Consider the following 14,711-nt stretch of genomic DNA (forward strand, 5'->3'; position numbering starts at 1 on the left):
AAGAGTTTTCCTTCTGGAAAACTTTCATCGTAAGCATATTTGTGCAAAATATGCACCTTCCATTATAACATCATGAGCCTACTGAGTTCAAAAGAAAAATGGCGTAATCGTGAAAAAAGACATTTTTTCCCTAAGACAATATTTCAGCAACGTCTCCCGTCTTAACGCCTGCCGCATTTCCTTCATCTGTATCGATATGCATATCTAGCTCATACAGATCCGAAACACGTGCGATCACATCTTCGAAAATTAATGGGCGCTCCCCATTTAATTTGACCCGAAGGATCTGCTTATCTTGTATCCCCCACTTGTCTGCATCCGAAGTATGAAAATGGATATGCCTCGCGGCTACAATGACACCCTTGTCCAGCTCGACTTCGCCTTGTGGACCAATCACTCTTAAACCGGGAGTTCCTTCAATGTTACCGGACTCACGGACTGGAGGGTTAACACCAAGTGTGAAAGCATCCGTTCTGGAAACTTCAATTTGTGTCGCCCCGCGCGCCGGTCCTAAAATACGAACTTTATCAAACTTGCCTTTTGGTCCTTCTATAGTAACCGTCTCGTTAGCGGCAAATTGGCCTGGTTGCGATAAATCTTTGAAATTGGTTAGCTGATAACCCTTTCCGAATAATAGTTCAATGTGTGCTATTGATAAATGAATATGTCTAGCTGAGACACCGACAGGTACTGTTTTCATGGTTATGTATCCATCCTTCCAAATCTCTATGTACATCTTCCATTATAGGCGAAATATAGCCTCTCAGCAAAAAAGGAAGGCATACGGAGAATCTCCATATGCCCTCTAATGTAATTCTTATTTGAACTCAGTAAGCAATTTGTTGAAGTCTGCTTCGGAGATTTGAAGATTTTGTTTAGCAAGACCTTCTGTAGCAAAGTTAGGAACGGAATCTTCGTAACTCTTTTTGTCTTTATTTTGATAGATGATGCCTGTAAGCATGGAGTTTGTTTCCATGATTTTCGTCATCGCCATCACGCGATTTGTTGAATCATAGTCAGGAATTTCATCCAGATCTACGATGTTCTCTTTGAACCAGTCATACGTATTCACTTTGTTGAACGTAACGCATGGGCTGAAAACGTTGATCAAAGAGAAACCTTTGTGGTTCAAACCAGCTTCGATAACAGCTGTTAACTGTTTCAAGTTGCTGGAGAACGATTGGGCTACGAAAGTTGCACCGGCAGCCATGGCAATTTCAAGCGGTGAAATCGCGGACTCGATGGAACCTTGCGGCGTACTTTTGGTTTTGAAGCCTTCCGCGGAACGCGGGGAAGCTTGACCTTTAGTCAAACCGTAGATTTGGTTATCCATAACAATATACGTAACGTCGATGTTACGGCGAATCGCATGTACTGTATGACCCATACCGATTGCGAAACCGTCTCCGTCACCGCCCGATGCGATAACTGTCAGATCACGGTTTGCCATTTTCACGCCTTGAGCGATTGGCAAGGATCTACCATGAATACCATGGAAACCGTAAGCATTGATGTAACCCGAGATACGACCGGAGCATCCGATACCGGATACGATTGCTAAACCTTCTGGCTCCAAGCCTACGTTAGCTGCTGCTCTTTGAATCGCCGCTTGTACGGAGAAGTCTCCGCATCCTGGACACCAGTTCGGCTTTACATTATTACGAAAGTCTTTTAACGTTGCCATGCTAGGGTCAACTCCTTACATTTTTGTTCGATTTCTGCCGGCAAGAAAGGGTTACCGTTGTATTTCAGGACGTTCTTAATTTTATCTGCATGACCAACGTTCAATTTGATTTGATCCGCTAGTTGACCTGTCGCATTATTTTCGACAACAATGACTTGTTTCGCTTTTTCAACAAGTGGTTTCAATTGATCGGCCGGGAATGGGTGAATCAGACGAACGGTTACGTGGTTAGTTGTAATTCCTTCCTGCGCAACACGGCTTCTTGCTTCGTCGATCGTACCGCCAGTGGAACCCATACCGATAATCAAAAGATCCGGATTCTCGTGAGGAGCGTCAACTTTAATCGCATCCGTTACTTGAATATGTTTCAGCTTCTCTAAACGTTTATCCATCATTTTCTGACGGTTTTCCGTGCTCTCGGATGGACGGCCCGTTTGATCGTGCTCAACGCCTGTTACGTGGTGAATACCGTTTTTCACGCCAGGAATGACGCGCGGGGAAACACCGTTCTCCGTAAATTCATAACGTTTGAACAGTTGGTTATCTGTCAATTCAGGAGCTTCTGTTACCAGATTTCCACGGTCAATCACAATGCGGTTGTAATCCAGCATCTCAGCGGATTGTTTACCCAAGGAAAGCTGAAGGTCAGTCATCAGAATAACTGGACATTGGTATTTCTCAGCCAAGTTGAAAGCTTCGATTGTGTCGTAGAAGCATTCCTCGATAGTGCTTGGAGAAAGTACGATTTTCGGGATTTCACCGTGAGTACCGTACACCATTGCATTCAAGTCGGATTGTTCTTGTTTCGTTGGAAGACCAGTACTTGGACCACCGCGTTGCGTATCTACGATAACGACAGGAGTCTCTGTCATACCGGCAAGACCGATGGCTTCCATCATCAAGGAAAGACCAGGACCTGCGGACGCGGTAAGTGCACGTGCACCTGCATAGTTAGCGCCGATTGCCATCGTACATGCCGCGATTTCATCTTCCGTTTGGATAACGGTACCGCCAAATTTTGGAAGCGCTTTGATTAGGTATTCCATAACTTCGGAAGCTGGCGTAATCGGATATGCAGGCATGAAGCGGCAACCTGCAGCTACGGCTCCGAGCGCGATCGCATCGTTACCGATCATGAACAATTTTTGTTTGCCGTCAGCTGGTTCCAATTGGAAGTCAGCGATAGGTCCGCCGGCTAATTCCAATACGGATTCTGCCCCTTTGCGAACAGCTTCAACGTTTTTCTCAACGACTGCTGCGCCTTTACGGCCGAACTCTTCTTCAACGGCTTTATTAAACACATCAAGCGGCAGACCAAGCAAAGCCCAAGAAGCGCCTGATGCGGCCATGTTCTTAAATAGGGATGTTCCTAATTCTTCTGCAATTGCAGTGATTGGAACAGGGAACAAACGTGCTTTAATACCTTCCGGCAATACTGGATTGAACTTTGCATCCGCTACAATGACTCCGTTGTCACGAAGTTCATGTGCATTGAAATCAATACTTTCTTGGTCGAAAGCAACCAGAATGTCCAAATCGTCGGAAATTGCGCGAATCGGCTTGGTGCTGATGCGAATCTTGTTATTTGTATGTCCCCCCTTAATCCGTGAAGAGAAATGACGGTACCCATACAAATAGTAACCGAGTCGGTTCAATGCAGTGGAGAAGATACGGTCTGTCGATTCGACCCCTTCACCCTGTTGACCCCCGATTTTCCAAGATAACTGACTAATCACCGTACGTCCACTCCTTTTGATTGTAGCTGCATGAAGAAAACATTAACTAACACTTAAGTAATTTGGAAAAGAGTAATAAAAAAAATCTTTCACTTGTCAAACAAATTCTATGCCTTTATGGAGCAAAATGCAAGAGGTTTGAACGAATCTAAAACATAGAGTTTTTAGATGAAATCCATATCAATTTTAGATCGATTCACATCTTTATGTGGGAAGGTTGGCAAGCATAAATCTTCGCCAATTTCCATATAAGAATCGCTCCACCTGCGCTTCCTTATAGTTTTTGCATAAAGCTTCTATTATATTTTCATAATCACCCGCATGTCTAAGTCCTTCAATCCATTTTTCAATGCCGTCAAAATCTGAACCGAAGCCGACGTGGTTTTCCCCGCCCAAAGAGCACACATGATCGATATGCGTTAGCAATTGGCTGATTTGGACTGGCGTACGGGAAGCTTCAACAAAGTAAGGGACAAATGTAATTCCGATTTGTCCTTGCTTTTGAATAATGACGGAGATTTGCTCATCTGATAAATTTCTTGGATGAGGACATAACCTCCCCGCATTGGAATGTGACGCAATAAAAGTCTTTCCGTAAAGTTCGGCTAATTCCCAAAAAGCTTTTACAGAAAGATGGGACACATCCACTATTATATCCATAGTTTCTAATTCTTTTAACATCCGTTTGCCTTTTAAAGTAAATCCCCCCCTGCGCGGCTCCATAACGCCATCAGCTGCCCAGTTCGCATAATTCCACGTAAGACCAACACTTCTAACACCAAGGTGGTATAGAATCCGTAAATACGTTAAATTACCCGCTATTGCGTCTAAGCCCTCAAGAGTTAGGATGGCTCCGATCCGATCGCTTTTCTCCAATGCAAGCCAATCCGTCGCATTCTGTATAAAAGACATCCCTGGATGACTTGTAATTTTCCGATGAAAGACGTCTATCATCTGTAATACATGTTCGAAAGTGGGTGCGACTATACTCTCAGCTAAATAGATCGCAAAGCATTGCACCTTGATTCCGGCTTGCTGAAGCCGCGGATAGTTGACATCCAGCTCCATCTCCTCTTTATGAAAATCAAGTTTAGGGTTCAAATACAGCTTTGTTAACGCATCGCAATGACCGTCCATAATTTTCATTGTGGTTCCCCCTCCAACTTAGCGCTTTCCGTTTGGAGACAAAATAAAAAACCTGTCTACAAGGTAAACAGGTGTTGGGTCTTGTCTATGTATGATTGTTAATCTTACCTAGGCTCTACAATTAATTTAATGGCCGTCCGATCTTCCCCGTCAATTACGATATCCGTGAATGCTGGAACGCAAATTAAGTCAACCCCACTAGGCGCAACAAATCCTCTTGCGATAGCTACTGCTTTGATGGCCTGGTTTAAAGCTCCTGCGCCGATAGCCTGAAGCTCCGCTGCTCCACGCTCACGCAAGACGCCTGCCAGTGCACCTGCAACGGAGTTTGGATTGGATTTTGCTGAAACTTTTAATACTTCCATGAAAAGTACCTCCTCGGGAATGATGGATAGATTCCAGTAACCATCATATTCTAGAGGTTCTCCAAAAATACCTTTTCATGCAGAATGAATATTCTCAATATTTAGAATTGTCCGTTAGTCCAAGAAAACTTGATCTTCATCATATCGAATGAGACTAATCCCTTTTGCCAGACCCGTTTGATCGTTCAATTCGATGACGACCGCGTGAAAATGCCATTTGCCTTCATCCGTTACGAATCGAACCGGCAACTGGGTTTTGAATTTCTGCAGAACCGCGTTGCGTTCAACTCCAAGAATACCGTCACGTGGCCCTACCATGCCTACATCAGTTACATAAGCTGTTCCTTGCGGGAGCACACGGTTATCGTTCGTCTGTACATGGGTATGTGTACCTACGACTGCTGATACCTTACCATCCAAATGCCATCCCATCGCGATCTTCTCAGAGGTCGCCTCCGCGTGAAAATCAACAAAAACAAATTTATGTTTCTTTTTATCCGCCTCCAAAATTTCATCCGCTTTGCGAAACGGACAATCAATTGGAGGAAGAAACGTACGCCCTTGCAGATTAATAATCAGAAGCTCCTGATCCTTGACCTTGATAACGGTATGGCCTCTACCTGGCGTACCTGGCGGGAAGTTCGCCGGTCGTACCATCTTCTCATCGCGATCGATGAAATCAAAAATTTCTTTTTGATCCCACGTATGATTTCCCATGGTTATCGCTTGAATGCCTAGTTCATAAATCTCTTTGGCAATGGCAGATGTAATACCTTTGCCTGCGGCAGCGTTCTCTCCATTCGCAATAAACACAGCACCTGGATGAGCTTGTTTTAATCGCGGCATGACGTTTTTGAGTGCCTTTCTGCCTACAGACCCCACGATATCTCCGATAAATACAATTTTCATAATGATTCTCTATTCTCCTCTATGGAACTGAAAATGAGGAAAAGTGGCTGCATCAGCCACTTTTCACATTGAATATGCTTATTTTGCGTACTCGACTGCTCTCGTTTCACGAATAACCGTGACCTTGATATGTCCTGGATAATCGAGTTCACCCTCGATTTTCTTCGTAATATCCCGGGCCAGACGGAACGCTTCGGTGTCATCCACTTTCTCCGGTTGAACCATCACGCGAACTTCACGGCCTGCCTGAATAGCGTACGATTTCTCAACGCCTTCGAATGATTCAGAAATTTCTTCGAGCTTTTCAAGACGTTTAATGTAAGTTTCCAGTGTTTCTCTGCGTGCCCCTGGTCTTGCCGCGGATAATGCATCTGCCGCCCCAACCAGCATCGCAATAACAGAGGTAGCTTCAACGTCGCCATGATGTGACGCGATACTGTTAATTACAACTGGATGCTCTTTATACTTCTTGCCGATCTCGACGCCGATCTCCACATGAGATCCTTCGACCTCGTGGTCAAGCGCCTTACCGATGTCATGAAGCAGCCCGGCACGTTTCGCCAAAGTTACGTCTTCCCCGAGTTCTCCAGCCATCAGACCAGCTAGATAAGCTACTTCCATTGAATGCTTCAGCACGTTTTGACCGTAACTTGTTCTGAATTTCAGTCGACCCAAAATTTTGATCAAGTCTGGATGCAATCCGTGAACGCCAACCTCGAACGTTGCTTGTTCCCCGTACTCGCGAATGCGCTCATCCACTTCCTTACGGGATTTCTCTACCATCTCCTCAATGCGAGCTGGATGGATACGACCATCAGCAACTAACTTCTCTAGAGAGGTACGAGCAATTTCACGTCGGATCGGATCAAATCCTGACAAAATAACCGCTTCTGGCGTATCATCGATGATGAGGTCGATCCCCGTCAATGTTTCCAATGCGCGGATGTTACGTCCTTCACGTCCGATGATGCGACCTTTCATTTCTTCATTTGGCAATGTGACAACGGAAACGGTCGTTTCAGCTACATGATCAGCAGCACATCTTTGAATGGCGAGCGTAATAACCTCTCTGGCTTTCTTATCGCCTTCCTCTTTGGCTTGCTGTTCAATCTCTTTAATCAACTGCGCAGTTTCATGACGAACTTCTTGTTCTACATTTGTCAGAATAATGTTCTTCGCTTCTTCCATAGTAAGACCCGAAATTCGTTCCAACTCTGCAACCTGACTTCTATACAACTGGTCAATCTGTGATTGCGTATCCTCGATTCGCTTCTCTTTGTTGGCTACTTGCTCTTCTTTACGTTCGAGAGATTCTAATTTTTTATCCAGCGATTCCTCTTTTTGCAACAATCGTCTTTCTTGTCGTTGAATTTCATTTCGACGTTCACGAATGTCTTTTTCAGCTTCGGACCGCAGTTTATGCACTTCGTCCTTCGCTTCCAGAACCGTTTCTTTTTTCAGCGCTTCCGCTTCTTTCTTAGCTGATTCACGGATCTGCTCAGCGGCAATTTCTGCACTGGAAATTTTCGCTTCTGCAAGAGACTTGCGGATAAAATAACCAATCCCTAAGCATGCAGCTCCAACAACGAGAATGATCGCGATCCAGATGATAGTCATCTTGTTCACCTCCTCGTTGGTTTCTCCAAGGTGTTAGCTTGGGATTCCTTCGGTTTTTTAATCCGATTTTTTAATTGTTAGGCAAGGCAAAGTCATAACTTCCCCATACTTTTTTTAGAAAGAGCATGGCTCAAAATGAATGTGCACGGTGCGCTAATGGCACGAATGTGCGAATAATTCATAACCAACAGCGTAAAAATTGGCGGTTTCTACAACTGTTTCATCAAAATCAACCAATTCCTTATGATTTTGAATCTTTATGAAAATATACATTGTTATTTTATCTTTTGTCGAAGAAGCTTGTCAAGCGATTGTCCAAGAGATGGAAGAATAGTGAGATGATAATTAATGTCATTAATCAACATTCTCATTTATTTAACCACATTAATAATCGTAAGAATCCTCAAACAGTTCAACCTCTTCATCGTCAGATCCCTCGTTCAGCTCTTTCAATACTTTACTTACAACAGAGCCTGTATAGCCCCTTCTCATTAAAAATGCCGCCGTTTTACGTTTCTTATCAATCGTTTCTCCTGAGGTTTGCTTCCATTTAGTACGTGCGACCTTCAACGCACCCTGTAGCTCCTCATCTGGATCGATGGTTTGCATGGCTCCCTGTACTAGCTCTTTATGGATTCCCTTTTGCTGCAGCTCTTGGCGAACTAAATTGCGGCCTTTGCGCTGCGAATAGATGCGGTGCTCCGTCCACATTTTTGCAAATTCCTCATCGTTGATATACTTCTGCTGTTCTAATGTATCACAAGTCCATTGAATGATCGGTGGCTCGAAGCCATGCTCTTTCAGCTTTCGCTTTACTTCGCTGGAGGAGTGCTGCCTTCTTCCGATCATTCGTAAAGCTTTCGTGTAAGCGTTATTCCGTTCCTCGTCCCTTAGTATTACCGCCATCTGCTCAGGGTCTATCATCTCTCCCTTAAGTAACCGATGCTTAATCATAATATCTTCATGTACGGAAAAAGCGTACTCATCATTAAGAAAAATGTTATAGCGGTGTCTACCGCGCTTTTGCTTCTCGACCAGTGTGATGATCGATAGCTGCTGCTCTTCATCGCTCAAATGGAAACAACTCCTCTAAAAAACGAAAGCACCTTAACCCGAGGTTTAAGGTGCTGCCATCTTATTTCAAGAACTTATTCAAAAGCAAGTGCTGCTTCATCTTCCTCATCATCATCGGTATTCGGGCCCGTCACTTTAATCAAATTACTGTTATCACGGATTTTCAACTCAATCGTATCCGCAATGCCCTTGTTTTCTTTCAAGAATTGTTTCGCATTTTCACGGCCCTGACCCAGTCTCTCGCCTTCGAACGAGTACCAAGCTCCGCTTTTGTTGACAATATCCATCTCAGTCGCGATATCAATGATACTACCTTCGCGGGAAATCCCTTCCCCGTACATGATATCAATCTCCGCTTGCTTAAATGGAGGAGCTACTTTATTCTTAACGACTTTAATTCTTGTGCGGTTACCCACCATGTCATTACCTTGCTTAATCGTTTCTACACGACGTACGTCCAAACGAACGGAAGAGTAGAACTTCAGTGCGCGGCCACCTGGCGTAGTCTCTGGGTTACCGAACATAACGCCAACTTTCTCACGCAATTGGTTAATGAAAATCGCAATAACTTTGGATTTGTTGATGGCACCAGAGAGTTTGCGGAGTGCCTGGGACATCAAACGAGCTTGAAGACCTACGTGAGAGTCACCCATCTCGCCTTCGATCTCCGCCTTCGGCACGAGTGCAGCTACGGAGTCAATGACGATAATGTCGACTGCACCGCTGCGGACGAGCGCTTCCGCAATTTCAAGTGCTTGCTCACCGGTATCCGGTTGAGAAAGCAAGAGTTCATCTATGTTAATACCGAGTTTGCTTGCATATGAAGGATCCAATGCGTGCTCCGCATCGATAAATGCGGCTTGTCCGCCAACCTTTTGTACTTCTGCGATTGCATGTAAAGCTACAGTTGTTTTACCGGAAGATTCAGGTCCGTACACTTCAATAATTCTTCCGCGCGGATATCCACCGATACCCAGTGCAATATCAAGAGCAAGCGATCCGCTGGGAATCGTTTCAACTTGCATATGTGTGGATTCTCCAAGCTTCATGATGGAGCCTTTTCCGAATTGTTTTTCGATTTGACGCAGTGCCATTTCAAGTGCGGCGCGACGATCTGTCAAAACACTCACTTCCTTTTATCATTATAGGTATATGATAACTTGTTTTGGAGTGTTTGCCAAGCATTTTTTCGAACATACATTCGATTTTTTAGCAGACAAACAAAAAACCGCAACAAAGTTATCGCTTTGCTACGGTTCTTCCGTTAACAGATACTTTTATTATAAGCTATTTCTAGCATTCTTTCAACAATTTCCAGAAATGATAGAGCGCTGCTTTTGCAGCCCTGTGCTTAATCGTCTCACGAGTGCCTGAGAGCTGCAAAGTGACCACTTTTGGCTCGGTGCCCTTCTGGGCCAGACCAACGTAGACAAGGCCAACAGGCTTGCCTTCAGATGGGCTAGGACCGGCAACGCCCGTTACCGAGATACCAAAGTCACTAGTAGTTGTCGCTAGCAGTTGCTGAGCTAATATCGCAGCTGATTCAGCGCTAACTGCTCCTGGAGCTCCTTCGCCTTCTAGCACTTCTATAGGAACGTTTAGCAGCTTATTTTTTAATACGTTAGAATAACATATGATACCGCCAAGAAACGATTGAGAGCTACCAGGCACAGTCGTAATCAAATCACTTAGAAGACCGCCAGTACAGCTTTCAGCTACAGCAAGCCTATGCCCTTTCTCCCCTAGCATTTGCAGAACGACCGTTTCAATAGGCACATCCTCAACTGCATACAAATGATCCCCGACACGTCGTCTGATCTCCTGTTCCGTTGCTTGAAGGTTGCGCTCTCCTTCGGCAGCTGATTTCGCCCTGGTCGTTAATCGAATGGTAACCTCGCCTTCTTTGGCGTAAGGCGCGATCGTCGGATCTGTTTGAGCTTCAATGAGATCAAGCAATTGATGCTCCAAATTGGATTCACCGATACCTGCGAATTTCAGCATTTTGGAGTACAGCGGCACTTCATCCGTCATCACGCCGCGCAGCCATGTTGACGCATATTTTGTAAACATCGGTTTCATCTCTTTTGGCGGTCCTGGCAAAAGAATGAAATGCGTGCCTTCATGCGTATAAGCAATGCCTACGGCAAGCCCCGTTTCATTATGTAAAGGATCACTGCCTTCGAGCATAAGTGCCTGCCTTCTGTTGCTCTCGACCATGTGAATGCCCCGGGTGCTGAACAATTCCGTAATCGACTTCATGGATGGCTCGTGTAGAACGAGGTTCCGCCCGGTAAATGCAGCAAGCACATCCTTCGTCAAATCGTCCTGAGTCGGACCCAGCCCTCCTGTGCAGATTACGACGTCAGCGCGTGAAGACGCCAGTTTAAACGCATCCATCAACCGCTGCTCATTATCGCCAACGACCGTCTGATAGAAAATATCGATGCCTAGCGCTGCACATTCGCGTGAAAGGAACTGTGCGTTCGTATTCACAATTTGACCTAATAAAAGTTCAGTCCCTACCGCCACAATCTCCGCTTTCATGGATTACCCTCCTAAGCGTTTTCGATTTATCGTCAAAATGGGAAAAAACAATAGGTTTCCCTATTGCGACTTTTCCGAAAAATCTATGACATGCTTGTTTTTTACGAAATACTCGATACCTGAATACAGGGTAATGATGGCCGCTACCCAACTTGCGATAACATCAAAGGGAAAACCCACAAATGTGAACGGAAAATTATTGATAAGCAGCGCGATGATAGCAGTAATCTGTGCAGCTGTCTTTGCCTTTCCCCATTTGCTGGCCGCCATAACAGTTCCTTCCAATAAAGCTATCTGGCGAAGACCCGTAACCGCCCACTCTCTGCTGATGATCACAATAACGATCCATGCATCGACCTTGCCCATTTCAACGAGCGAAACGAGCACAGCTGTAACAAGCAGCTTATCCGCCAAAGGATCAAGCAGCTTGCCCAGATTTGTCACCAGCTTACGCTTTCTTGCAATATACCCATCCAAGCTGTCAGTACTTGCTGCAATAATAAAAATTAATGCAGCAATAATTTGATTATAAGTAATGCTGAACTCTTCGATCCGGATGTGAGGAAACTTCACTTGTATCAACAAGAAGAACATGATGATCGGCACAAGCAATATCCTCGCTACCGTGATGCGATTGGCTAGGTTCATGCAATAACCTCCCCGGACAAGTCAAACTCGTAAGAGTGGGTAATGCGTACTTTTGCCAGTTCACCAATGTTTAAGCGAGCGTTCGATACGAACACCTCACCGTCAATCTCAGGCGCATCGAATTGAGAACGCCCAATATAAACATCGCTTCTACCATCATATCTTTCAATTAGCACATCGATTTCTTGCCCAATGCGACGTCCACCGCGCTTGTTCGAGATTTCTCGCTGAATTTCCATCAGCGTATTCGCGCGATATTCCTTCACATCATCTGGAACTTGATCAGGCAGACGAGCAGCTGGCGTATCGTCTTCTTTCGAGTAAGCGAACACACCGAGGCGGTCAAACTCCATTTCGCGAACAAATTGTTTCAAATTCTCGAAATCTTCTTCAGTCTCGCCCGGGAAACCTACGATCAAAGAAGTACGAAGCGCAACGTCTGGAATGGCTGCACGAATTTTACGCACCAGCTCACGCGTATCCTTCTGGCGACCAGGTCTGCGCATGCGCTTAAGAATAGAATCTTCGCTATGCTGCAGAGGCATATCAATATATTTGCAAATCTTCGGATTCGCTGCCATCGTGGCAATCAGTTCATCGCTGAAGAAACCAGGGTATGCATAATGCAGACGCACCCATTCGATGCCCGGCACTTCACTAACTTTGTTAAGCAGCGTAGGCAGCATAAAACCATCGTACAGATCCGTCCCGTAATTGGTGGAATCTTGGGCGATGAGACTAATTTCTTTAACCCCTTGTGCGGCTAATCCGGCTACTTCAGCTACAATCGACTCCATGCTTCTGCTGCGGAATTTGCCCCGCATGATCGGAATACTGCAGAATGTACAAGCATTATCGCAGCCTTCGGCTATTTTAACATATGCGGTATAACGCGGTGTCGTCACTTGTCTGGGCAGATCCGCGTCATAGTTAAATACCGGATTTCCAACCAGAACCGGTTTTTTACCACGTAAAGCTTCATCTACAATGTGATTGATTTTATCGAAATCCCCAGTTCCGACGATACCGTCGATTTCGGGCATTTCTTCCATTAATTCCTTCTTATAACGTTGAGTCAAACAGCCAGAGACGATTAGTGCCTTCAGATTCGCCGTTTGCTTCAACTCCGCCATATCCAGAATCGTATTCACGGATTCTTCTTTCGCCGCATCGATAAATCCGCAAGTATTTACGATGATAACGGTGGCATCTTCTTTGTTGTCAACAAGTTGAAAGCCGCGCCCGTGAATCAATCCGGCCATGATCTCGGAATCGACCAAGTTTTTCTCGCATCCGAGGGTAACTACTTTAACCTTTTCTGTCATGAATGAAACAACCTCCAATAGTCCTAAACCACTCCTTACAAGTATAATACATGCCCTATAGGGTGTCAAAAAAGATAAGACCCCCTATATCTAGGGGGTCTTGGTTGTACTAAGTGCATTATTTCAGGTTCACGAATTGCAGATCCAACGGAATGTCAGCTTTGCGAAGCAAGGCGATAACGGCTTGCAGATCATCCTTGCTTTTTCCTGTCACTCGAATTTGGTCGCCTTGAATTTGACTTTTCACTTTCAGCTTCGAATCGCGAATCAGGATGTTGATTTTTTTGGCATTTTCTTGATCAACACCTTGTTTCAAAGAGATCTTCTGTCTGACTGTCGAAGAGGCGGCAGGCTCGACTTTGCTATATTCAAGGTTTTTGATCGAGATACCGCGTTTCGTCATTTTAGCATGTAAAATATCAAGCACGTTTTGAAGCTTAAACTCATCATCTGAGATGACCGTCAGTTGGTCTTTTTCCAGTTTAATGCTGCTTTTGCTCCCTTTAAAATCAAAGCGGGTCAAAATTTCTTTCTCCGCCTGTTGAATGGCGTTGTTTAGCTCCTGCATGTCCAGCTTGGATACAATATCAAACGAGCTTTCTGAACTCATTTCTATAAACTCCCTTTCCATGAAATTACATAATGCATTATAGCAAGAAGCGGTACAAAAAGAAACATCCCACAGCCCCTCGGCTCAGGATGTCATTGCCCAGCTTTCATTACCCGGGAAAGCGCAGAAAGCGCCAAAATGCTAGCTTTTTTGCAAGTTGAGCTGCACTCTTTTCGGATTAGGCGTATCGCCAACGGGAACAACCGTACCATTCACAGTCAATTCCAGCGCGCTCGCTGCACCTACGTTCAGATAAGCGGAACTCGTTAGATCAAAAGAATCGGTATCTCCATTTTTGTAAAGCTTCTGTCTGAGCATATCGCCCTTCACACCTGTATCCGTTAACGCATTGACTTGAATCCAGCATTGTGCGCCCGTGATTTTCATCTGAATGTCAAGTTTAGAAGTTCCCGTGATCGTGTAATTGTCAACGCCCTTTTCACTGCTGCTGAACTTCACTTGAACAGCAGGTGTTGGCGTAGGCGAAGGCGTTGGAGTCGGTGTCGGAATCGCTGCGGCCTTACTGTCGCCGGTTGCATTCGCAGTTGAACTCGACTTCGTTCCTGCTGAAGGATTGGTGGAATCGGTTATTCGCGGAGATTGCGTCTGGGAAGGTTTGTCCTCCGCAGGCGTTCCTTTATGATTCTTGTAAGTATAATAGTACACAATCCCGAATATGAGCAAAATAAAACATATAAACATGACGCTGGAGGCCCAGCGGCTCAATTTTTCCATATTCCGAACACTCGTTCTTTTCGTGCGAATCGTCTCAACAGCCGGCTTTTCAGAAACCGGGGAGGGATTCGTTGTCTGATACATATTCAGCACTTCCGTAGGATCCAGCCCTACTGCCTCCGCATAACTCTTGATGAAAGCACGAACATAGAAACTTCCAGGAAGCACTTTATAATTCCCCTCTTCAATAGCCTCCAGGTAGCGTTTACGGATTTTCGTCACTTCCTGCAGGTCATCAAGAGATATTTTCCTATCTATGCGCGCTTTACGCAGTATATATCCTAGATCAGACACAAGGTCACCTCCCCGAGACAGTCG

General features: G+C 45.0%; 14 protein-coding genes. All 14 read right to left on the minus strand.

The genetic code is table 11. The features are described 5' to 3' along the window. Positions 1–130: 130 nt before the first annotated feature. The 14 genes from pduL to ACFQZT_RS29990 all read right to left on the minus strand — a co-directional run bounded on the left by pduL (position 131) and on the right by ACFQZT_RS29990 (position 14,687). Positions 131–700 (minus strand): phosphate propanoyltransferase, encoded by a 570-nt coding sequence (pduL, locus tag ACFQZT_RS29925; protein WP_379306187.1) that lies wholly within the window; start codon positions 698–700, stop codon positions 131–133. Positions 701–817: 117 nt separating this feature from the next. Continuing rightward, positions 818–1,684 carry a 2-oxoacid:ferredoxin oxidoreductase subunit beta gene (locus tag ACFQZT_RS29930; protein WP_188174089.1) on the minus strand — a complete coding sequence of 289 codons (867 nt, stop codon included), beginning with the start codon at positions 1,682–1,684 and terminating at the stop codon, positions 818–820. Next, positions 1,672–3,420: a 2-oxoacid:acceptor oxidoreductase subunit alpha gene (locus ACFQZT_RS29935; RefSeq protein WP_379306189.1), complete on the minus strand. Its 1,749-nt coding sequence runs from the start codon at positions 3,418–3,420 to the stop codon at positions 1,672–1,674. The genes ACFQZT_RS29930 and ACFQZT_RS29935 overlap by 13 nt, the downstream gene beginning before the upstream one ends. Before the next feature lie 204 nt (positions 3,421–3,624). Continuing rightward, positions 3,625–4,566, minus strand: coding sequence for a dipeptidase (locus tag ACFQZT_RS29940; RefSeq protein ID WP_379306191.1), 942 nt, complete (start codon positions 4,564–4,566; stop codon positions 3,625–3,627). A 104-nt stretch (positions 4,567–4,670) separates the two neighbouring features. Continuing rightward, entirely contained in the window at positions 4,671–4,931 is a 261-nt protein-coding gene (locus ACFQZT_RS29945) for a stage V sporulation protein S (protein WP_005550495.1), read from the minus strand. A gap of 114 nt (positions 4,932–5,045) precedes the next feature. Beyond that, positions 5,046–5,840, minus strand: coding sequence for a TIGR00282 family metallophosphoesterase (locus tag ACFQZT_RS29950; RefSeq protein ID WP_379306193.1), 795 nt, complete (start codon positions 5,838–5,840; stop codon positions 5,046–5,048). 78 nt (positions 5,841–5,918) lie between these two features. Continuing rightward, positions 5,919–7,457: a ribonuclease Y gene (gene rny / locus ACFQZT_RS29955; RefSeq protein ID WP_379306195.1), complete on the minus strand. Its 1,539-nt coding sequence runs from the start codon at positions 7,455–7,457 to the stop codon at positions 5,919–5,921. A 384-nt stretch (positions 7,458–7,841) separates the two neighbouring features. Then, positions 7,842–8,531: a regulatory protein RecX gene (locus ACFQZT_RS29960; protein WP_379306197.1), complete on the minus strand. Its 690-nt coding sequence runs from the start codon at positions 8,529–8,531 to the stop codon at positions 7,842–7,844. Between the two features lie 74 nt (positions 8,532–8,605). Continuing rightward, positions 8,606–9,652, minus strand: a complete 1,047-nt coding sequence (recA, locus tag ACFQZT_RS29965) for a recombinase RecA (protein ID WP_379306199.1) — start codon at positions 9,650–9,652, stop codon at positions 8,606–8,608. Positions 9,653–9,824: 172 nt separating this feature from the next. Continuing rightward, positions 9,825–11,075, minus strand: a complete 1,251-nt coding sequence (locus ACFQZT_RS29970) for a competence/damage-inducible protein A (RefSeq protein ID WP_379306201.1) — start codon at positions 11,073–11,075, stop codon at positions 9,825–9,827. Positions 11,076–11,135: 60 nt separating this feature from the next. After that, positions 11,136–11,723 (minus strand): CDP-diacylglycerol--glycerol-3-phosphate 3-phosphatidyltransferase, encoded by a 588-nt coding sequence (gene pgsA, locus ACFQZT_RS29975; protein WP_379306203.1) that lies wholly within the window; start codon positions 11,721–11,723, stop codon positions 11,136–11,138. Continuing rightward, positions 11,720–13,048, minus strand: a complete 1,329-nt coding sequence (rimO, locus tag ACFQZT_RS29980) for a 30S ribosomal protein S12 methylthiotransferase RimO (RefSeq protein WP_379306205.1) — start codon at positions 13,046–13,048, stop codon at positions 11,720–11,722. The genes pgsA and rimO overlap by 4 nt, the downstream gene beginning before the upstream one ends. Before the next feature lie 118 nt (positions 13,049–13,166). After that, positions 13,167–13,658 carry a YajQ family cyclic di-GMP-binding protein gene (locus tag ACFQZT_RS29985; protein ID WP_379306207.1) on the minus strand — a complete coding sequence of 164 codons (492 nt, stop codon included), beginning with the start codon at positions 13,656–13,658 and terminating at the stop codon, positions 13,167–13,169. A 141-nt stretch (positions 13,659–13,799) separates the two neighbouring features. Then, the gene (locus tag ACFQZT_RS29990) at positions 13,800–14,687 is read right to left on the minus strand and encodes a helix-turn-helix domain-containing protein (protein WP_379306209.1); all 888 of its coding nucleotides are present in this window, start codon (positions 14,685–14,687) and stop codon (positions 13,800–13,802) included. Between the last annotated feature and the right edge of the window lie 24 nt (positions 14,688–14,711).

Origin of the sequence: Paenibacillus sp. GCM10027628 (assembly GCF_042676385.1) — a bacterium.
Lineage (GTDB): Bacteria > Bacillota > Bacilli > Paenibacillales > NBRC-103111 > Paenibacillus_E.